Genomic DNA, 18,585 nt, shown 5'->3' with positions numbered 1-18,585 from the left:
TATGAGCCACAATCTTCTGACCATCCGCAATCTCGCGGTGAACTTCAACGGCCTGCCCGCGGTCGACCGGATCAACCTGTCGGTCGCGCCGGGCGAGGTGGTGGGCGTCGTCGGCGAATCGGGCTCGGGCAAGAGCGTGACGATGATGGCGCTGATGGGCCTGATCGACGCGCCCGGCAAGGTGACGGCCGACGAGGTCACGTTCAACGGCGTCGATCTCTTGAAGGCATCGCCGAAGGCGCGCCGCAAGATCGTCGGCAAGGACATCGCGATGGTGTTCCAGGACGCGCTGACGAGCCTGAACCCGAGCTACACGGTCGGCTACCAGATCAAGGAAGTGCTGAAGCTGCACGAAGGGCTGCGCGGCGACGCGCTGCACCGGCGCGCGCTGGAGCTGCTCGACCAGGTCGGCATTCCCGATGCGAAGAATCGCATCGCATCGTTTCCGCACCAGATGTCGGGCGGGATGAACCAGCGCGTGATGATCGCGATGGCCGTCGCGTGCAACCCGAAGCTGCTGATCGCCGACGAGCCGACCACCGCGCTCGACGTGACGATCCAGGCGCAGATCATGGATCTGCTCGTGAAGCTGCAGAAGGAGCGCGGGATGGCGCTCGTGCTGATCTCGCACGATCTGGCCGTGGTGTCGGAGGTCGCGCATCGCGTCGCGGTGATGTACGCGGGCGAGATCATCGAGACCAACCGCGTGCCCGACATCTTCCGCGCGCCGCATCATCCGTACACCGAAGCGCTGCTCGCGGCGATTCCCGAGCACAATCAGGGGGCGCGTCGCCTTGCCGCATTGCCGGGCATGGTGCCGGGCCGCGATGATCGCCCGTCCGGGTGCCTGTTCGCGCCGCGCTGCAAGTACGTCGTCGACGATTGCCGCAAGGCGCGGCCGGCGCTCGACGCGCTGGTGTCGGGCAACGATGCGATGCGCGCGCGCTGCATCAAGCCGCTCAATCTTTCCAACCTCGACGTGACGGGAGGCGCACGATGAACGCAGTCCAAGATACGCGCCACGCGTCGCACGACGAGGACGTCCTGGTGGCCGATGGCCTCGCGAAACACTACACGGTGAAGCGCGGGATGTTCGGGCAGGGCACGGTGAAGGCGCTGAACGGCGTGTCGTTCTCGCTGAAGCGCGGCAAGACGCTCGCCGTCGTCGGCGAGTCGGGCTGCGGGAAGTCGACGCTCGCGCGCCAGCTGACGATGATCGAGACGCCCACCGCCGGCAGCCTCGTGATCGACGGCAAGAACGTCGCCGGCGCGAACCGCGAGACGGTCGCCGACCTGCGCCGCCGCGTGCAGATGGTGTTCCAGAACCCGTTCGCGTCGCTGAATCCGCGCAAGACCGTCGAGCAGACGCTCGCGGAGCCGCTCGAGATCAACGCGAACCTGACGGCCGCCGAGCGCGCCGCGCGCATCGCGCAGATCATGCGCACGGTCGGCCTGCGGCCCGAGCACGCGAAACGCTATCCGCACATGTTCTCGGGCGGCCAGCGCCAGCGGGTCGCGATCGCGCGCGCGATGATCCTCGATCCGCGCATCGTCGTCGCCGACGAGCCGGTGTCCGCGCTCGACGTGTCGATCCAGGCGCAGATCCTGAACCTGTTCATGGATCTGCAAGAGCAGTTCAAGACGAGCTACGTGTTCATCTCGCACAACCTGTCGGTGGTCGAGCATGTCGCGGACGACGTGATGGTGATGTACTTCGGCAGCGTCGCCGAGCTCGGCGACAAGGCGACGATCTACGCACGGCCGCGTCATCCGTACACGCGGGCGCTGATGTCGGCGACGCCGGCGATCTTCGAGGAAGATCGCCGCGTGCAGATCAAGCTGCAGGGCGAGTTGCCGTCGCCGCTCAATCCGCCGTCGGGTTGCTCGTTTCACCAGCGCTGCCCGTACGCGATCGAGCGGTGCCGCGTCGAGGAGCCGCCATTGCGCGAAGTCGACGGCCGGCGCGTGGCCTGCCATCGCGCCGAGGAGGTCGGGGAGGAGAATGCCTGAAGCGTTGGCGGCGCGCGTGTCCGGCGTGCGCCGTGCGGGAGCAGGCGGCGCGCGCGCGATGCGTGCGTACCGCGATGCGCGGCGCTGGAGCGTGCGTACCGTCACGGGCGCGGCGCTGGCCGGCGCGTGCGTGGCGGCCAGCGTCATGGTCCCCGTCGAACCGGCGCGCGCCGAAGGGCGTGCGCCGGCAACCTCGCCGATTCATCCGTCGCAGGTGCCGCGGCCCGGCATGAGCCTGCCGGGCTTCCATGCGCCGGCCGTGTCCGATGGCACGGTGTCGCGCGGCACCGTGCGCGTGCAGCCGGCGCGCATGCCGTTCTACGTCGCGACCCGCGGCAAGGTCACGCTCTACGTGCTCGGCACACTGCACACGGGCGACCCGTCCGATTACCCGAGCGCGCAGCCGTTCCGGCCGCAGATCCTCGCGGCGCTCGCCGCGTCGCCGACGCTCGCGCTCGAGCTGTCGCCCGACGATCTGCTCGAATCGCAGGACGACGTGTCGAAGTACGGCGTGTGCCGCTACCCATGCCTGCAGCGCCTGCTGCCCGAGCCGCTGTGGCAGCGGCTCGCGGCGCGCCTGCGCGGCAACCCGGCCGCGCTCGCCGAGATCCGCAAGATGCGGCCGTGGCTCGCGGCGCTCGTCGTCGAGACCTACGATTCGCTGTCGGCCGGCCTGCAGACCGAATACGGCACCGAGGCGCAACTGCAGAACGTGTTCCTGAAGCGCAAGGGCGGCCGCGTGATCGGGCTCGAGACGCTCGCCGAACAGATGCGCGCATTCACCGGGCTGACGCTCGCCGAGCAGCGCGAGATGCTCGCGCAGGACATGGTGCAGACGCCCGCGCAGAACGCTGACGACATCAAGGCGCTGCATCGACTGTGGCGAATTGGCGACGCCGATGCGATCGCCGCGTGGGCCGTCGCGAAGAGCGAGCGGCTCGCGCGTTCGAAGGCGTTGTCGGCGTCGCTCGACAACAAGATCGTGTACGAGCGCAACCGGCGCTTCGTTGCACGGATGACGGCAATCGCCGCGCCGAACCGGCCGTTGTTCGTCGCGATCGGCGCGCTGCATCTGGGCGGCTCGCGCGGCGTGCTCGAATTGTTGCGCCAGCAAGGATACCGGGTCGACGCGAACTGATCGCGCCCGGCTGTCCGCACCGATCTTCCCCTGTTTGATCGACGTCGCGCGCCCCGCGCGAGGCGCTTGCGCGCGGGGCGTCGGTCGATAAGGAAAACCCTCGAATCATCGGAAAATAGCGTTTAAAACGATTGACATCCCGATCGGCCGATATCTATTCTTCATCCCACAAGTTGAAAAAATGAAAAGAATAGATAAGTTCTACGGGGTAGCAGAAATAAAGCGCGGGGTGAGCGTCGCCGGCACGTGAAGCACGTGCCGGCCGCGGAGAGTCTGCATGCACGGCGGGGCCAATCGTCGTCGAACAACATAGGCATGCAGGTCGACTTGCACATAAGCGACGTTCCGTCGTCTGACCGGGGAAGGCAGTGATCGGGCGGCGGCGGACGTTTTTTAATCCGGAATATTTTTCCGGTCACCGTCGAAAGACGGTTTCGGGGGATGAATCGACAGACGGCGAAGCCGCAGCGATTGCATCAACGTAAAAGCGCCACGAGGGCGCTTTTTTCTTTGGTGCGATGAAAACGTGCGGTGAGCGGGCAACGTCGCGAATGCGTCGAGTGCGTCGAACGGGCAGTTACGCGCCTTCGTCGGCCTGCACCGCTCCGGGCGCCACCACGTCGACGCCGGCGGCCTCGAGCGCCGCGCGGATCCGCTTCGCGAACGCCAGCGCATGCGGCCCGTCGCCATGCAGGCAGACGGTCTGCGCATTGAGCGGCACCCATTCGCCGCTCAGCGCGCGCACCTGCCGGTTGCGCACCATGTCGAGCGTGCGCGCGAGCACCGCATCCTCATCGTCGATCAACGCACCGGGCTGGCTGCGCGGCACCAGCGAGCCGTCCGCGCGGTAGCCCCGATCGGCGAACACTTCCTCCACCGCGGCGAGCCCCGCATGCCGCGCGGCCGCGACGAATACGCTGTTCGCGAGCCCGAACACCGCGAGCGACGGATCGAAGTCGTGGATCGCGGACACCACCGCGTCGGCGATCAGCGGGTCGCGCGCGGCCTGGTTGTACAGCGCGCCGTGCGGTTTCACGTGCGCGATGCGCCCGCCCTCGGCCTGCGCGATCGCCGACAGCGCGCCGAGCTGGTACAGCACGCCCGCATAGATGTCGCCGGCCGGCAGCTGCATTTCCTTGCGGCCGAAATTCTCCGGATCGTGAAAGCTCGGGTGCGCGCCGATCGACACGCCTTTCTGCACGGCCCAGCGCACGCAGTCGCGCATCGCATTCGCGCCGCCTGCATGCCAGCCGCATGCGATGTTCGCCGACGTGACGAGGTCGAGCAGCGCCTCGTCCGATCCGCATCCTTCGCCGAGATCGGCATTCAGATCGATTTCCATATGTTCCTCGTCCACTGGTTGCGTGGCGCGTCTTTCGTTACCGCTTCCGCCATTGTCACGCCGCGCGCGATTGCGCGCGGCGGCGCGCTTCCTCGCGCATCTCGATCGCGACGTCGATCTGGCGCAGGTACGCCCGTTCCGCGACGAGGGCGGCGCGCGCGGCGTCGGGCGTCGTGCGCACGAAGCGGATCGGCAGGTTGAGCCGCGCCTGCGCGAGCTTCCACAGGTCGGCGCGGATCACCGTGCCGATCTTCGGGTACCCGCCGGTGGTCTGCGCGTCGTGCATCAGCACGATCGGCTGGCCGTTCGGCGGCACCTGGATCGTGCCCGGCAGCACCGCGTGCGACAGCAGCTCGGCCGGCCGCTCGCGCACCAGCTCGGCGCCGGCGAGGCGATAGCCCATCCGGTTGCTGTTCGCGGTGACGAGCCATTCCTCGTCCCAGAACGCCTGCTGCGAATCGGCCGCGAACGACGCGTAGTCCGGGCCCGGCAGCACGCGCACGGGCATCGCCCACGGCGCATGCGCGGGGCGATGACGGCGCGGCGGCTCGTCGACGCGCACGAACGCGCACCACGCCGGCGCCTTCACGCCGAATTCGGGCGCGTCGGCCGCGAGGCAGCCGGCGCCGGCCGGCGGCGCGCCGACCGGCAGCCGGTCGCCGTCGCGCAGCGTGCGACCGCCGAGGCCGCCGAAGCGCGACGCGAGATCGGTGCTGCGCGAGCCGAGCATCGGCAGCACGTCGATGCCGCCCGCGATGCACAGGTAGCCGCGCATCCCGCGTTTCGCGGCCGGCAGCACGAGCGTCTGGCCGGCGTCGACCGGCAGGCTCCACCACGAATACACGGGCTTGCCGTCGAGCGTCGCGCCGAACTCGGTGCCGGTGATCGCGATGCGCGTGGCGCGCGTGAAGCGGAACGTGGCGGGGCCGATCGTGATTTCGACGGCCGCCGCGTCGGGGCGGTTGCCGACGAGCCGGTTGCCGACTTCGAGCGCGAGGCCGTCGAGCGCGCCGCCTTGCGCGACGCCGAGATGGCGCGTGCCGCGGCGCCCGAGATCCTGCACGGTCGACAGCGGGCCGGCCCGCACGACCTCGACGGTGCCCGGTGCGTTGCTCTGGGTCATCGTGCGTCGACTCCCGCAATGGTGAAGCGTACGCGGTCGCCGGGCAGCAGCAGCGTCGGCTGCGGCCGCGCCGGATCGAACAGCCGCTGCGACGTGTGGCCGATCAGCTGCCAGCCGCCGGGCGACGTGGCCGGGTAGATGCCCGTCTGCGCGCCGCCGATGCCGACCGAGCCGGCCGGCACCTCGAGGCGCGGCGCCGCGCGGCGCGGCGTATGCAGCGACGCGTCGAGGCCGCCCAGATACGCGAAGCCCGGCTGGAATCCGACGAAGAACACGACGTAGGCGCCGGCCGCGTGGCGTGCGACGACCTCGTCGGCCGACAGCCCCGTGTGCGCGGCGACGGCGGCCAGGTCGGGGCCGGCGGCCCCGCCGTACTCGACCGGGATCTCGACCTCGCGGCCGTCCGCGTGCTCGACGTCGGCCGTCTCCCACGCGTCGCGCAGCGCGGGCGTGAGCGAGTCGGCCGTCGCGGCGAGCGGGTCGAACACGATGGTCAGGTTGTTCATGCCGGGGACGACGTCGATCACGTCGGGCCACGCGCGCGCGGCCGCGGCCACGGCCCAGACGCGGCGCTGGCAATCGAGCGTGGCGGGCGGCGGCACCTCGCAGACGAGGGCGGCATCGCCGAGCGGATAAATGCGGGGTGGCGTCATCGGACTGGCACGGTTCGGACGGCAATGTTAGCGCACATTGTCAATAAAATATCGACAACTTCTCAATAAGCGTTTTCGCCTAGCTCGTAGGCCGGGGCTTCTGGCGTACACTCGGGCACATCCTGTCATCCGGCTTGCGCCGCCTTTCCATGAAGCGTCCTGCGACCAAGATCGTGTCATCCGAACACCTCGTTTCCGATTCGAGCGCGGAGCTGTCGGAACTCGAATACGGGCTCATCATGGCCGGCAACGCGTTCAACCGCTGGATGGTGCGCTGCATGTCGGCGGCGGGCGCGAAGGACATGACGGCGGTCGAGGTCTCGCTGCTGCATCACGTCAGCCATCGCGAACGCAAGAAGAAGCTCGCCGACATCTGCTTCGTGCTCAATATCGAGGATACGCACGTCGCGACCTATGCGCTGAAAAAACTGATCGCCCGCGGCTATGTGAAAAGCGAGAAGAGCGGCAAGGAAGTGTTCTTCTTTGCGACCGACGCGGGCCGCGAGCTGTGCCTGAAGTACCGCGAGGTGCGCGAGCATTGCCTGATCGAGACGCTGAAGGACAGCGGCCTCACCAACGAGCAGATCGGAGACGCGGCGCAGTTGCTGCGCCACGCGTCGGGCCTCTACGACACGGCCGCGCGCGCGGCGGCGTCGCTGTAACCGAGCGCGGAAACGGTCGGTCGCCGCGACGCGCTCACGGCAAGCCGCGACGATCGCGGCGCCGCGCGCGCCATCATCCGGCGGCCGGGTAAAGCGCACCGTCGGTGACGATCCAGCGCAGCGCGAGATCGTGCGCCTCGGCCGGCAGCGCATCGACGCGGCACGCTTCGTACGCGATGCCGACCGTCACGGGCAGCGTGTCGCCCGGCCAGGCGGCGAGCGTGCGATCGTAGTAGCCGCCGCCGTAGCCGAGCCGGTAGCGCTGCGGATCGAATCCCACGCACGGAATCAGCAAAAGATCGGGCACGACGACGATTCCCGACGCCGGTTCGGGAATCCGGTGATGGCCTTCGCGCATCGGCGTGTGCGCGTCCCACGCGTGGAACGCGAGCGGCGTGTGACGCTCGCCGATCACCGGCAGCGCGGCGCACCGGCCGGGCCCCGCCGCGCACCATGCGAGCACCGCGTCGCGCGCATCGAATTCGCTCGGCAGCGGCCAGTAGAACCCGACCGTGCGCGGCGCCAGACGGTCGAGCAGCGTGCGCAGCCGCGCATCGAGCGCGGCGTTCGCGGCGGGTTGCGACGCGGCGTCGCGACGGGCGCCGGACAGCGTTTTGCGCAGCGCAACCTTCGGGTTCGGCACAGGGTTGCGTGCTATGCTTTCGGTCACTTCGTGCTCCATTCAAAACGATGTCGAACAGCCTTTTCCGAGTATATCGCGCGGTCGCGCTCGCGCTTTCGGCCGCCGCGCTCGTCGCCGGCACGGCCGCATGCGCCGCACCGAACGACGACACGCTCGCCGGGGACGACCAGATCTTCGTGCAGCTTCGCGAAGCCGCACGCCGCAACGACGCCGCGAAGGCCGCGCAGCTCGCGTCGATGATCCCGAACTATCCGGTGCCGTCCTACGTCGAGTATTTCCAGATCAAGCCGCAGTTGTTCGATTCGACGGGCCGCGCGCGCGTCGATGCGCCGGACGCGCCCGTGCAGTCGTTCCTGCAGCGCTACGACGGCCAGGCGATCGCCGATCGCCTGCGCAACGACTACCTGCTCGTGCTCGGCGCGCGCCACGACTGGCGCAATTTCGACGACCAGTACAAGCGCTTCGTGCTCGACGACGACACGCAGGTCAAGTGCTACGCGCTCGAGTCGCGCGCGGCGCGCAACGAGAACGTCGCCGACGCGGCGCGCGCGCTGCTCGTCGAGCCGAAGAACTACGGCGATGCGTGCGTCGACCTGATCACCGCGCTCACCGTCAACCAGCAGTTCACGAGCGACGACGTGTGGCAGCAGGCGCGCCTCGCGTACGAGCAGAACTACACGACGCTCGGCGGCAAGATCGTCGACGCGCTCGGCCCGCGCCCCGTCGGCTTCGACCAGGCGACGAGCGCGCCGCCGCTGTACCTCGCGCGCGGCGTCGGGGCTGACGCCGCATCGCATCAGATCGCGCTGATCGCGCTCAGCCGCATGGCGCGCAACGATCCGGACGCCGCCGCCGGGATGCTGACGACGGTCGCGCCGTCGCTGACCAAGCAGGAGCAGGCGATCGCGTGGGGCGCGATCGGCTACCAGGGCGCGATCAAGCGCTCGCCGATGGCGTCGGTCTGGTATGCGAAATCGGCGAACGCGCCGCTGTCGAACCCCGGCTACGAATGGCGCACGCGCGCCGCGCTGCTCGCCGGCAACTGGCCGATGGTGCGCTGGTCGATCGAGCAAATGCCGCCGTCGCTGCGCAACGACCCGGCGTGGATCTACTGGCATGCGCGCGCGCTCAAGCAGAGCGGCGACACGCTGCAGGCGAACCAGGAATTCGAGCAGGTCGCCGGCCAGTTCAACTTCTACGGGCAGTTGGCCGGCGAAGAGCTCGGCCAGCGCACGACGATTCCGCCGCGCACGAAGGTGAGCGACGCCGAGGTCGACGCGATGGGCAAGATTCCGGGCTTCGCGCTCGCGCAACGCTTCTACGCGCTGAACCTGCGCCTCGAAGGCAATCGCGAATGGAACTGGCCGCTGCGCGGGATGACCGATCGCCAGCTGCTCGCGGCCGCCGAATACGGCAAGCGCGTCGAACTGCTCGACCGCACGGTCAACACGGCCGACCGCACGAAAGCCGAGCACGATTTCACGCTGCGCTATCCGTCGCCGTACCGCACGACCGTCGAGCGCTACGCGCAATCGACGGGACTCGACGTCGAATGGGCGTACGGGCTGATCCGCCAGGAATCGCGCTTCATCATCAGCGCGCGTTCGTCGGTGGGCGCGGGCGGCCTGATGCAGCTGATGCCGGCGACGGCCCAGATGGTCGCGAAGAAGCTCGGCATGGGCACGATCTCGCGTGCGCAGATGCACGATATCGACACCAACATCCAGCTCGGCACCTGGTATCTCGCGGACATCTACAACAACTTCGACAGCTCGCCGGTGCTCGCCACGGCCGGCTACAACGCGGGCCCGGGGCGGCCGCGCCAGTGGCGCCAGGTGTTGACGCAGCCGGTCGAAGGCGCGATCTTCGCGGAGACGATTCCGTTCAACGAGACGCGCGACTACGTGAAGAACGTGCTGTCGAACACCGTCTACTACGCGGCGCTCTTCGAGGGCAAACCGCAGTCGTTGAAGAGACGTCTAGGCATGATCTCGCCCTGATACGCAATCTTCACACTGCCGCGCGAGACGCGGCAGTGTTCTTTTTAGGACTCGAACAATGGATCGCCAGACCGTCGCGCTGCTGGGCGGCACCGGCTTCATCGGCAGCCGGCTCGTCAATGCGCTGATCGACGCCGGCAAGCACGTACGGATCGGCACGCGGCGGCGCGACCACGCGCGCCACCTGCAGATGCTGCCGGTCGACATCGTCGAACTCGATGCGCTCGACACGCGCACGCTCGCGCGCTTCGTCGCCGGCGCGCACGCGGCGATCAACCTGATCGGCGTGCTGCACGGCGGCCGCGGCACGCCGTACGGGCCCGGCTTCGAGCGCGCGCACGTCGCGCTGCCGGCCGCGCTGGCGACCGCCTGCACCGAGGTCGGCGTGCAGCGCCTGCTGCACATGAGCGCGCTCGGCGCCGATTCGCACGGCGCGAGCATGTACCAGCGCTCGAAGGGCGACGGCGAAGCCGCGCTGCATGCGGTCGCGGCCACCGATTCGCTCGCGCTGACGATCTTCCGGCCGTCGGTCGTGTTCGGCCCGGGCGACGCCTTCCTCAATACGTTCGCGAAACTGCAGCGCACGGTCCCCGTGCTGCCGCTCGCGATGCCCGACGCGCGTTTCCAGCCGGTGTTCGTCGGCGACGTCGTGCGCGCGTTCGTCAACACGCTCGATCTCGCGGGTGCGCACGGCAAGACCTACGAACTCGGCGGCCCGACCGTCTACACGCTCGAGCAACTGGTGCGCTACTGCGGCACGCTGGTCGGTCGGCAGGCACGCATCGTGCGGCTGCCCGACGCGCTTGCGCGGCTGCAGGCGAGCGTGTTCGAATGCCTGCCGGGGGAGCCGGTGCTCACGCGCGACAATCTCGCGACGATGTCGGTGCCGAACGTGCTGTCGGGGCCGCTCGCGCCGGAACTCGGGCTCTCGCCCGCGAGTCTCGAAAGCATTGCGCCCGCGTATCTCGGCGAAGCGCCGACGCGCTCGCGGTTCGACTGGTTCCGCTCGCGTCGCTAATACCCGCGGGGCGCCGCCGGTCGGCGCCTTTCGTTTCCTGTTTCGCATTTTTCGGAACCCCGTCATGAAGCTCGTCATTGGAGACAAGAACTACTCGTCGTGGTCGATGCGGCCGTGGCTGCTGCTCGCGCATTTCGGCATCCCGTTCGACGAGATCGTGGTCGAACTGCGCCGCGACGACACGGCCGCGCGCATCCGCGAATACTCGCCGACCGGCAAGGTGCCGTGTCTGGTCGACGATCACGGCGCGGCGATCTGGGATTCGCTCGCGATCGCCGAGACGCTCGCCGAGCGCTATCCGCAATTCCCGATGTGGCCGGCCGACCCGCTCGCGCGTGCGCATGCGCGCTGCGTGTCCGCCGAGATGCATTCGGGCTTCATGGCGCTGCGCACGCAGATGGGCATGAGCATCCGCGCGTCGATGCCGGGGCGCGGCGCGACGCCCGACGCGCTCGCCGACGTCGCGCGCATCGACGCGCTGTGGAGCGAATGCATCGAGGCGTCGGGCGGGCCGTTCCTGTTCGGCGAATTCGGCGTCGCCGATGCGATGTATGCGCCCGTCGTGATGCGCTTCAACACGTATGCGCCGGCGCTGTCGCCGGAGGCGGCCGGCTATGCGGCGCGCGTGACGGCGCTGCCGGCGGTGCAGCGGTGGATCGATGCCGCGCGCCGCGAAACCAACGTGATCGCCGAATACGAACCGCAGCCATGAACATCTACGCAGTAGGCGGAGCGATCCGCGACGAATTGCTCGGCGTGCCGGTGCAGGATCGCGACTACGTGGTGGTCGGCGCGACGCCCGAGCAGATGACCGCGCAGGGCTTCCGGCCGGTCGGCAAGGATTTCCCGGTGTTCCTGCATCCGCGGACGCAGGAGGAATACGCGCTCGCGCGCACCGAGCGCAAGACGGCGGCCGGCTATCACGGCTTCCGGTTCCACTACGCGCCGGATGTGACGCTCGACGAGGATCTCGCGCGGCGCGACCTGACGATCAACGCGATGGCGCGCGAGGTGAGCCCGGAAGGCGCGCTGGTCGGCCCGGTGATCGATCCGTTCGACGGGCAGGCCGACCTGCGCGCGCGCGTGTTCCGGCACGTGAGCGACGCGTTCGTCGAGGATCCGGTGCGGATCCTGCGCATCGCGCGCTTCGCCGCACGGTTCGCGGATTTCACGGTCGCCGACGAAACGCTCGCGCTGATGCGGCGGATGGTCGACGCGGGCGAGGTCGACGCGCTCGTGCCCGAGCGCGTGTGGCAGGAAATCGCGCGCGGGCTGATGGAGGCGAAGCCGTCGCGGATGTTCGCGGTACTGCGCGACTGCGGCGCGCTCGCGCGCATCCTGCCGGAGGTCGACGCGCTGTGGGGCGTGCCGCAGCGCGCCGATTACCACCCGGAAGTCGATACCGGCGTGCACGTGATGATGGTCGTCGACTACGCGGCGAAGCAGGGCTATTCGCTGGCGGTGCGCTTCGCGGCGCTCACGCACGATCTCGGCAAGGGCACGACGCCCGCGGACGTGCTGCCGCGCCACGTCGGCCACGAAAGCCGCAGCGTCGAGCTGCTCAAGCCGTTGTGCGAGCGGCTGCGCGTGCCGAACGAATGCCGCGATCTCGCGCTGGTGGTCGCGCGCGAGCACGGCAACCTGCATCGCGTGATGGAGATGGGCGCGGCCGCGCTGGTGCGGCTCTTCGAGCGCAGTGACGCGCTGCGCAAGCCGGCGCGCTTCGCCGAGTTGCTGCAGGCGTGCGAATCGGACGCGCGCGGCCGGCTCGGGCTCGATGCGCAGCCGTATCCGCAGGCCGAGCGGCTGCGCGTCGCGCTCGCGGCCGCGCGCAGCGTCGATGCCGGCGCGATCGCGCGTGGCATCGGCAGCGACACGGAGAAGATCAAGGAAGCCGTGCATCGCGCGCGGATCCAGGCCGTCGCGCAGGCGCTCGCGATCGGCGAGTAGTCGACGAATAGTCGGCGAGTAATCGGCGCGGAACCGGGCGCGCGGCATGTGCGCCCGTCGGCCGTTACGGTTTCTTCCTGCGCGCCGGCGTCGCGGCCGCCGGGCGTTTGCCGGCGGCGGCGCGCGGCTTCGCCGAACCCTTCTTGTCGGCTGCGTCAACCTTGGACGGCCGCGCCGCGGCGGCGTCGCGAACATCCCGTCTGGGCGTCGGCGCACGGCGGCTCACGCGCGGCTCGGCGGGCTTCGACTGCCGGATTTCCGTCGTCGCGGACGCGAATTCCGCCGAACTGTCGTCGAACAGCGGCAGCGTGCTGACGGTGATCAGCTCGACCGGCCCGTCGCCGACATTGGCCACGCGATGCCGCTTGCGCGCGTCGAAGTGCAGCGAGTCGCCGGGCCCCAGCGGGTAATTCTTCCTGCCGACCGTGTAGCAGACGCGGCCGGCCAGCACGTACACGAATTCGTCGCCGCCGTGCGCGACCCATTCCGACCGGTAGCCTTCCATCATCTGCACTTTCAGCGCGTTGATCTGGCTGCCGTCGAACGTGGTCGACAGCCGTTCGTACCATTGCGACGCGGCGTCGAGCGCGTACGGCTTGCGGCTGCCCTCGTGCGAATCGGGCTGCGGCTGGCGAGGCTGCTCGATCAGCGTGCCGAGCGGCACGCCCAGCGCCTTCGCGACGTTGACGAGCGACGACAGCGAGATGCCCGTCAGATGACGCTCGACCTGCGACAGGAACCCGACCGACAGTTTCGCTTCGGTCGCGACTTCCAGCAGCGTCTTCTTCGCTTCCCGGCGCAGGCGGCGAATGCGCTGGCCGATACGCATGAGGTCTGAATCCATGAATCTCTTTCGTGGCAACGAGTCGGGGCGCGGGCACGGCGGCGGTGCGCTCGCCGGGGCGGAGGCCGGCGCATTGTACCGCGCAGCATCGCCGGGTGAATTGGCGCTGTGCCGGGATCCGCAGGCCGTGCGCCGATTTTAGTCCTACGAAAATTTTGGCTTGACCTCGATTTCGGCCTGCTCTAGATTCTGTCGCGCATCAAACAAAGTTAAGTGAGACGAAAATTTGCCGAGAGCGGCCGCTGGAACCGCGGCGCGGTCCGGCCGCGCGTCGCGCCGTGCGCGACCTGCGCCGCGGCGACGTGTCGTGTCAGGCAGCAGCGCTGCCGCGACGCGCCGCTAGCCGCGGACAACAATGAATAACGGGCATCCGATGATCGACCGACTGAAATACAGCTTCTCCGGCCTTCCCCCGTACGACGCGTCCGTCGCCGAGACCCAGGCCGGCCTGTCGCGCCTGCTCGATGCCGCGCGACTCGACGCGGTGGTGATCACGTCGCAGGACGAGTACGTGACCGAGTACCTGCCGCGCAGCAACAACCCGCGCTACGCGGTGTCGGGCTTCGACGGCTCGGCCGGCTGCGGGATTTTCCTGAGCGCGGCGACCGCGCAGGCGCTTGGCGTGCCGCCGTTCGTGCTGTTCGTCGACGGCCGCTATCACTTCCAGGCCGACGAGCAGTGCGATCCGGCGCGCGTGCGCGTCGAGAAGCTCGGCATCGACGTGACGATCTGGCAGGCGATGGCCGACTGGCTGGTCGCGCACGCGAGCCGGCTCGCGCGGGTCGGCTACGACGCGCGGCGGATCAGCGTCGCGCAGCGCAACCGGTTGTTCGAGCAGACGCAGGCCGCGACGCTCGACTGGACGAGCCTCGCCGATCGCGAAATCGACCAGGCGATCGCGCTGCCGGGCTGGAACGTCGAGCGGCCGATCTTCGAGATTCCCGCCACGATGACCGGCCTGAGCGTCGCGCAGAACCTCGACACGCTGAACCGCCGGCTCGCCGCGCATACCGGCGCGGCCGACGGCAAGACCGCGTTCTTCACCTGCGCGTCGGACGATCTCGCGTATCTGCTGAACAGCCGCGGCTATCACATCCCGAATGCGTCGTCGCACCTCGGCTTCCTGTTCGCGATCGACGCTCAGGTGGCGTTGTTCTTGCCGGAAGGCTGCGACCGCTGCGAGGTCGCGCTCGATTCGTATCCGGCGCTGCACGTGATCCGGCGCGACGTCGCGGCGCTCGAGCGCTTTCTCGCGCAGTTCGCGGTCGAGCACGTGTGCTACGGCTTCGAATCGGTGAACTGCGCGCTCGTCGACGCGGTGAACCGCGTGTGGCCGCACGCGCGGCATGCCGATTTCAACCCGGTCGAGGCGATGCGGGCGAGCAAGACGCCGGCGGTGCTCGACCAGTTCCGCGACGCGTTCGCGCGCAGCGCCGCGGCGATCGCCGAGACGATGCGCTGGGCAAAGACCGGCGAGCCGGGCGTGCGCCACACCGAGTACGACCTCGCGCGCACGATCAACGACGCATACGGCGCCCGTTCGGCGGTCGCGCTGTCGTTTCCGTCGATCGCGGCGAACGGCGCGAACAGCGCGTTCGCGCATTACACGGCGGCGAGCGCCGACGTCGAGCTGACCGAAGGCGAACTCGTGCTGCTCGACAGCGGCGCGTACTACGAAGCCGGCTTCGCGACGGACTGCACGCGCGTCGTGCTGCGTCGCACGCGGCCGGACACGGTCGCGCAGCCGTGGCAGCGCGAGATCTACACGGTCGCGCTGAAGGCCTGCATCAAGGGGCTCGTCACGCGCTTTCCGGCGAGCGCGACGGGCGGCGACGTCGATGCGCTGGTGCGGCAGGTGTGTCGCGATCACGGCCATGATTTTGGCCACGGCACCGGGCACGGCGTCGGGATTCACGTGCACGAGGGCGGCGTGCGGTTCGCGCCGGGCGCGCGGTACGGGCTGGTGCCGAATGCGGTGATTTCGGTCGAGCCGGGCATCTATTTGCCGGGCAAGGGCGGCGTGCGGATCGAGAACATCGTGATCGTGCGGCCGGACGACGCGCAGCCCGGCACGGTGACGTTCGAGAACATCGTGACGGTCGGCTACGACTGGGACCTGATCGATCTGGATCTGCTGGACGACGCCGAGCGTGCGTACCTGCGCGACTACGAGCGGTTGTGCGTGGAACGCGGCACGCAGGTCACCGCGTGTCCGCTGTTGTAACGAAGGGAAGGGGACAGGCGCGGCTGCAGGGCGGCCGCGCGGCGCGACGTCGGCCGGTCAGCGCGCGAGCGCCGACACGCGTCCGTCGGGGCCGTACACGCCGGACGGCGCGGGCGCCGAGCGCAGCACCGCGAGCGCGCGCTCGTTGTAGTCCATCCGGATCCGGATCAGCATCCCGTTGTTCGCATTGGCCTGGCGCGCGCGTTCGGCGGCCTGTTGCAGCAGTTGCCAGCGGCCCGCGAGGCGCGCATCGCGCTCGGCCGCCTGGTCCATGCCTTTCTTGCCGGCCGGAAAGCCGAGCGCGGAAAGCTGCGTGTCGCGCGTGCGTTCGAGCTGCGCGAGCCGGTCGATCAGTTCGCTTTTCTTCTCGACGATGCCGGGCAGCATCGCGAGCGGCTCGGCCGTCGTCAGCGCCTTTTCCTCGTAGACGAGCAGGGACGCGAACGCCTCGATCGTCGCGTGTTCGTCGTTGACCGTGGCCAGCAGCTCTTCTCTCATCGCGTCATGCTCGTCACGCCGGTGCGTGCGGTGTCGCGCGCGCCGGCAAACCGGGTGACCCGGCCACGAGGCCGGGGCTTAGCTGCCCTGCGGGCGCTGCTGCTGCAGCAGTTCGCGGGCGGTGTTCAATACGCCGTCGGCAATCTTGTTCGCGTCGATCGTCAGCGTGCCGTCGTTCAGCGCGTCCTTGATCGACTGGACCAGACCCGTGTCGATATCGGCGTCGCCCGACGCGGATACCGAACGCAGCTGGCCGGACAGACCCGACAGGTTGACGTTCGTGTCGCTGCCGCTCGATCCTGCATCGGCTGCCTGTGCGGACGACTGGGCCGTGCCGGACGGCGCACGGGCCGCGCCGGTGCCGGTCGGCGCGAGGGGGCTCGGTTTCGGAGTGGAATCGATCTTCACGATGGGTTTCCTGTACGGTTTGACCCAGATAACGGCCGGGTCGGCCCGAACTTTAGCATCGCGAGCCCGAAATGCCCCGAATAAACAATTCTTTACATTTTTGCGGCAGATCCATCCCTACAGCGGAATTTCGACGGTGCCGGCGTCCTTGACGATCGCCGTGACGATCTGCCCGGCCGCCATCCGCACGCGTACCGACTGGCCCGGCGCCGCATTCGCGAGCACGCTGCCCTCGGCCGAAATCGTGAAGCCGGGGCCGGCCGCGACGACCCGCACCGTCTGGCCGGCCGACACCGACGCCGCGCTCTTCAGCATGTCCTGCCGCAGCGGTAGCCCGGCCGAGATGCGCGCGAGCGCGGTCGCGCCGACGGCCTGCGCGGGATCGGTGATCACCGCGAGCGGCAGCACCGTCAGGTCGCCGTCGCGCGCGACCAGGTCGGCCGCGGAGAGCGGCTCGCCGGGCGCGATCTGCCGCGCGGCGACGTAATAGGTGGCCTGCACGGCGACCTTCGCCTGCAGGTAGACGGTCCACGGCCGCTCGCCCGCGCAGCGCACGCCGACCGTCGTGCGGCCCCACAGGCGCGCGCCGGTCGGCAAGAACGGCTCGAGCGTCGTGCATGCGGCGAGCCCGCGCGGAAAGGCGGTCGTGACCGTCGCGGTGGTCTTGCCGGGCAGGCCGGCGATCTGCTGCTGCAGGAACGCGAGCGCCGCGCGCCGGATCGTTTCGGGGTCTTGCTGGCCGGGCGGCGTCGCGGGCTGGGCCGTAGCGGCGGCCGGAGCCGGGGCCGGGTTGGCGGAAGCGGCCGCGGTGCGGGGCGCCGCTGCGGCCGACGCGGCACGGGCTGCCGCGAGGCGCGCCGAAGCTGCCGATTGCGGCGCCGGCCGCGCGAAAGCCGATGCAGACTCGGCCGTGCCGGCGACGACCGTCGCGATGGCGGCGGGATCCGCCGTGCGCGGCGTCGTGCCGTACCCGGCGTTCGCGCGGGCGGCTGCGTAGACGGGAAGCGGCGTGGGCGCCGGTGCGGCGGCCGGCGGCGGAACGCTCGTCACGACCATCTGGCCGGCCGGTTGCGCCGCGTAGCCGTCTCCGGTCGCGGCGCTCGCCGCGCCAGCCGCGCGCCGTCCGCCCGAAGCCGACGCCGAAGCGATCCCCGCATTCCCGCCGAACTGCCCGCCGCTCGCTGCATTGGCGTGCGCGAGCGCGGTTTCGGCCGTCTCGCCGCGCCCGGGAATCACGATCATCCCGTCATCGGCGTGCACGGCGGGCGCGGCGATCCACAGCGCCGCGGCGAGCGCGAACGCACGCCGGGCGTGCGTGAGCCGCCCGTTCCTGCCGCGAAGTGCGCCGCCCGTCATCGCCATGCCTCCGATCCGTTGATCCGCTTCGCATTCTAGGGAGCCGGGGCGTCGCGCAAACGATGAATAGAGGGGGCCTTTGCCGCGTTATTCGCCCGATTGCCGGTTGCGTCCCGCGCCTACCATCGCTGTCATGGAAAAAAGCCTCTCGGGTCGCCATCCGGTGCGAGGGGCGTGCAGCGCTTCATACGGAGAGACGCACACATGCTGGACAAACTCGATGCGGAATTCGCGTTCGGCCGACAGGCGCTCGACGTGCGCGCCTATCGGCAGGAACTGCTGTCGTCGAACATCGCGAACGCCGACACGCCCGGCTACCAGGCCCGCGACGTCGATTTCGCGTCGACGCTCGCGCGCTCGCTGAAGCAGACGGGCGGCGGGCTCGCGCCCAGCAACGCCGCGCAACTGCCGATGGCGCAGCCGGCCGGCGTGACGAGCGGCATGTCGATGGTGTCGACGGCGGCGGGCCACATGGCCGGCACCGCGAAGCTGATCCCGACCGGCGGCCCGTCGGACGACTACGGCCGCGCGCAATACCGGATGCCGCTGCAGCCGTCGCTCGACGGCAACACGGTCGATCTCGACGTCGAGCGTGTGCAGTTCGCGAACAACGCGCTGCACTACGAAACCGGGATGACCGTGATGACCCAGCAGATCAAGGCGATGCTCGCCGCGATCACGACGAACTCGTAACGAACTCGTAAGCGCCGGCCGCT

At 69.5% G+C, this 18,585-nt stretch carries 18 protein-coding genes; 10 read left to right on the top strand and 8 right to left on the bottom strand.

From position 1 onward, the window contains the following. Nucleotide 1 precedes the first annotated feature (1 nt). Genes JYG37_RS01495 through JYG37_RS01485 form a run of 3 tightly spaced genes read left to right on the top strand, consistent with a single transcriptional unit; the run spans nucleotide 2 to nucleotide 3,148 of the window. The gene (locus JYG37_RS01495; RefSeq protein ID WP_050014246.1) at nucleotides 2-1,000 is read left to right on the top strand and encodes an ABC transporter ATP-binding protein; all 999 of its coding nucleotides are present in this window, start codon (nucleotides 2-4) and stop codon (nucleotides 998-1,000) included. Continuing rightward, nucleotides 997-2,010 (top strand): peptide ABC transporter ATP-binding protein, encoded by a 1,014-nt coding sequence (locus JYG37_RS01490; protein WP_050014247.1) that lies wholly within the window; start codon nucleotides 997-999, stop codon nucleotides 2,008-2,010. Before JYG37_RS01495 ends, JYG37_RS01490 begins: the two co-directional genes overlap by 4 nt. After that, nucleotides 2,003-3,148: a TraB/GumN family protein gene (locus JYG37_RS01485; protein ID WP_050014248.1), complete on the top strand. Its 1,146-nt coding sequence runs from the start codon at nucleotides 2,003-2,005 to the stop codon at nucleotides 3,146-3,148. Before JYG37_RS01490 ends, JYG37_RS01485 begins: the two co-directional genes overlap by 8 nt. Before the next feature lie 577 nt (nucleotides 3,149-3,725). Here JYG37_RS01485 and pxpA read toward each other — a convergent pair. Genes pxpA through pxpB form a run of 3 tightly spaced genes read right to left on the bottom strand, consistent with a single transcriptional unit; the run spans nucleotide 3,726 to nucleotide 6,266 of the window. Further along, nucleotides 3,726-4,490: a 5-oxoprolinase subunit PxpA gene (gene pxpA, locus JYG37_RS01480; protein WP_050014249.1), complete on the bottom strand. Its 765-nt coding sequence runs from the start codon at nucleotides 4,488-4,490 to the stop codon at nucleotides 3,726-3,728. 55 nt (nucleotides 4,491-4,545) lie between these two features. Beyond that, nucleotides 4,546-5,613 carry a 5-oxoprolinase subunit C family protein gene (locus JYG37_RS01475; RefSeq protein ID WP_050014250.1) on the bottom strand — a complete coding sequence of 356 codons (1,068 nt, stop codon included), beginning with the start codon at nucleotides 5,611-5,613 and terminating at the stop codon, nucleotides 4,546-4,548. Then, complete coding sequence (pxpB, locus tag JYG37_RS01470) at nucleotides 5,610-6,266, bottom strand: 5-oxoprolinase subunit PxpB (protein ID WP_050014251.1); 657 nt, start codon at nucleotides 6,264-6,266, stop codon at nucleotides 5,610-5,612. Before pxpB ends, JYG37_RS01475 begins: the two co-directional genes overlap by 4 nt. A gap of 149 nt (nucleotides 6,267-6,415) precedes the next feature. Here pxpB and JYG37_RS01465 point away from each other — a divergent pair, with 149 nt between their 5' ends. After that, the gene (locus tag JYG37_RS01465; RefSeq protein ID WP_044847863.1) at nucleotides 6,416-6,928 is read left to right on the top strand and encodes a winged helix DNA-binding protein; all 513 of its coding nucleotides are present in this window, start codon (nucleotides 6,416-6,418) and stop codon (nucleotides 6,926-6,928) included. A gap of 73 nt (nucleotides 6,929-7,001) precedes the next feature. On the opposite strand, the gene JYG37_RS01460 is transcribed toward JYG37_RS01465, so the two are convergent. Next, nucleotides 7,002-7,610, bottom strand: a complete 609-nt coding sequence (locus JYG37_RS01460; RefSeq protein ID WP_050014252.1) for a 5-formyltetrahydrofolate cyclo-ligase — start codon at nucleotides 7,608-7,610, stop codon at nucleotides 7,002-7,004. An 8-nt stretch (nucleotides 7,611-7,618) separates the two neighbouring features. On the opposite strand from JYG37_RS01460, the gene JYG37_RS01455 reads away from it, so the two are divergent. The 4 genes from JYG37_RS01455 to JYG37_RS01440 all read left to right on the top strand — a co-directional run bounded on the left by JYG37_RS01455 (nucleotide 7,619) and on the right by JYG37_RS01440 (nucleotide 12,539). Then, on the top strand, nucleotides 7,619-9,571 hold the full coding sequence (locus JYG37_RS01455) for a lytic transglycosylase domain-containing protein (protein ID WP_213345822.1): 1,953 nt from the start codon (nucleotides 7,619-7,621) through the stop codon (nucleotides 9,569-9,571). A 58-nt stretch (nucleotides 9,572-9,629) separates the two neighbouring features. Then, nucleotides 9,630-10,589 carry a complex I NDUFA9 subunit family protein gene (locus JYG37_RS01450; protein WP_050014254.1) on the top strand — a complete coding sequence of 320 codons (960 nt, stop codon included), beginning with the start codon at nucleotides 9,630-9,632 and terminating at the stop codon, nucleotides 10,587-10,589. A 64-nt stretch (nucleotides 10,590-10,653) separates the two neighbouring features. Next, nucleotides 10,654-11,301 carry a glutathione S-transferase family protein gene (locus JYG37_RS01445; RefSeq protein WP_124680327.1) on the top strand — a complete coding sequence of 216 codons (648 nt, stop codon included), beginning with the start codon at nucleotides 10,654-10,656 and terminating at the stop codon, nucleotides 11,299-11,301. Continuing rightward, a complete protein-coding gene (locus JYG37_RS01440) occupies nucleotides 11,298-12,539 on the top strand; it encodes a multifunctional CCA addition/repair protein (RefSeq protein ID WP_204383464.1) in 1,242 nt (413 codons plus the stop codon). The genes JYG37_RS01445 and JYG37_RS01440 overlap by 4 nt, the downstream gene beginning before the upstream one ends. A gap of 64 nt (nucleotides 12,540-12,603) precedes the next feature. Here the strand turns inward: JYG37_RS01440 and JYG37_RS01435 are convergent, their stop codons facing one another. Then, nucleotides 12,604-13,383, bottom strand: a complete 780-nt coding sequence (locus tag JYG37_RS01435) for a helix-turn-helix domain-containing protein (protein ID WP_089488900.1) — start codon at nucleotides 13,381-13,383, stop codon at nucleotides 12,604-12,606. A gap of 373 nt (nucleotides 13,384-13,756) precedes the next feature. Here JYG37_RS01435 and JYG37_RS01430 point away from each other — a divergent pair, with 373 nt between their 5' ends. Continuing rightward, entirely contained in the window at nucleotides 13,757-15,607 is a 1,851-nt protein-coding gene (locus tag JYG37_RS01430; RefSeq protein WP_213345821.1) for a M24 family metallopeptidase, read from the top strand. A gap of 57 nt (nucleotides 15,608-15,664) precedes the next feature. On the opposite strand, the gene JYG37_RS01425 is transcribed toward JYG37_RS01430, so the two are convergent. The 3 genes from JYG37_RS01425 to flgA form a co-directional block, all read right to left on the bottom strand. After that, nucleotides 15,665-16,105: a flagella synthesis protein FlgN gene (locus JYG37_RS01425; RefSeq protein WP_213345820.1), complete on the bottom strand. Its 441-nt coding sequence runs from the start codon at nucleotides 16,103-16,105 to the stop codon at nucleotides 15,665-15,667. Between the two features lie 78 nt (nucleotides 16,106-16,183). Further along, complete coding sequence (flgM, locus tag JYG37_RS01420) at nucleotides 16,184-16,513, bottom strand: flagellar biosynthesis anti-sigma factor FlgM (protein WP_050014260.1); 330 nt, start codon at nucleotides 16,511-16,513, stop codon at nucleotides 16,184-16,186. A gap of 117 nt (nucleotides 16,514-16,630) precedes the next feature. After that, nucleotides 16,631-17,869: a flagellar basal body P-ring formation chaperone FlgA gene (flgA, locus tag JYG37_RS01415; RefSeq protein WP_124653120.1), complete on the bottom strand. Its 1,239-nt coding sequence runs from the start codon at nucleotides 17,867-17,869 to the stop codon at nucleotides 16,631-16,633. Nucleotides 17,870-18,073: 204 nt separating this feature from the next. Between flgA and flgB the strand changes: the two genes are divergently transcribed. Next, nucleotides 18,074-18,562, top strand: coding sequence for a flagellar basal body rod protein FlgB (gene flgB / locus JYG37_RS01410; RefSeq protein WP_050014261.1), 489 nt, complete (start codon nucleotides 18,074-18,076; stop codon nucleotides 18,560-18,562). Nucleotides 18,563-18,585 lie beyond the last annotated feature (23 nt).

This window comes from Burkholderia sp. LAS2, from assembly GCF_018417615.1.
GTDB classification, from domain to species: domain Bacteria; phylum Pseudomonadota; class Gammaproteobacteria; order Burkholderiales; family Burkholderiaceae; genus Burkholderia; species Burkholderia sola.
Note: the sequence above shows the minus strand (reverse complement) of the source record. Positions and strands in the feature narration are given on the sequence as shown.

Coding starts and splice junctions, on each gene's coding strand:
- JYG37_RS01455 (WP_213345822.1), top strand. CDS start 7,619: ATGTCGAACAGCCTTTTCCGAGTATATCGCGCGGTCGCGCTCGCGCTT.
- JYG37_RS01430 (WP_213345821.1), top strand. CDS start 13,757: ATGATCGACCGACTGAAATACAGCTTCTCCGGCCTTCCCCCGTACGAC.
- JYG37_RS01440 (WP_204383464.1), top strand. CDS start 11,298: ATGAACATCTACGCAGTAGGCGGAGCGATCCGCGACGAATTGCTCGGC.
- JYG37_RS01445 (WP_124680327.1), top strand. CDS start 10,654: ATGAAGCTCGTCATTGGAGACAAGAACTACTCGTCGTGGTCGATGCGG.
- JYG37_RS01495 (WP_050014246.1), top strand. CDS start 2: ATGAGCCACAATCTTCTGACCATCCGCAATCTCGCGGTGAACTTCAAC.
- JYG37_RS01460 (WP_050014252.1), bottom strand. CDS start 7,610: ATGGAGCACGAAGTGACCGAAAGCATAGCACGCAACCCTGTGCCGAAC.
- JYG37_RS01485 (WP_050014248.1), top strand. CDS start 2,003: ATGCCTGAAGCGTTGGCGGCGCGCGTGTCCGGCGTGCGCCGTGCGGGA.
- JYG37_RS01490 (WP_050014247.1), top strand. CDS start 997: ATGAACGCAGTCCAAGATACGCGCCACGCGTCGCACGACGAGGACGTC.
- JYG37_RS01425 (WP_213345820.1), bottom strand. CDS start 16,105: ATGAGAGAAGAGCTGCTGGCCACGGTCAACGACGAACACGCGACGATC.
- JYG37_RS01450 (WP_050014254.1), top strand. CDS start 9,630: ATGGATCGCCAGACCGTCGCGCTGCTGGGCGGCACCGGCTTCATCGGC.
- JYG37_RS01465 (WP_044847863.1), top strand. CDS start 6,416: ATGAAGCGTCCTGCGACCAAGATCGTGTCATCCGAACACCTCGTTTCC.
- JYG37_RS01475 (WP_050014250.1), bottom strand. CDS start 5,613: ATGACCCAGAGCAACGCACCGGGCACCGTCGAGGTCGTGCGGGCCGGC.
- pxpA (WP_050014249.1), bottom strand. CDS start 4,490: ATGGAAATCGATCTGAATGCCGATCTCGGCGAAGGATGCGGATCGGAC.
- flgA (WP_124653120.1), bottom strand. CDS start 17,869: ATGACGGGCGGCGCACTTCGCGGCAGGAACGGGCGGCTCACGCACGCC.
- flgB (WP_050014261.1), top strand. CDS start 18,074: ATGCTGGACAAACTCGATGCGGAATTCGCGTTCGGCCGACAGGCGCTC.
- JYG37_RS01435 (WP_089488900.1), bottom strand. CDS start 13,383: ATGGATTCAGACCTCATGCGTATCGGCCAGCGCATTCGCCGCCTGCGC.
- pxpB (WP_050014251.1), bottom strand. CDS start 6,266: ATGACGCCACCCCGCATTTATCCGCTCGGCGATGCCGCCCTCGTCTGC.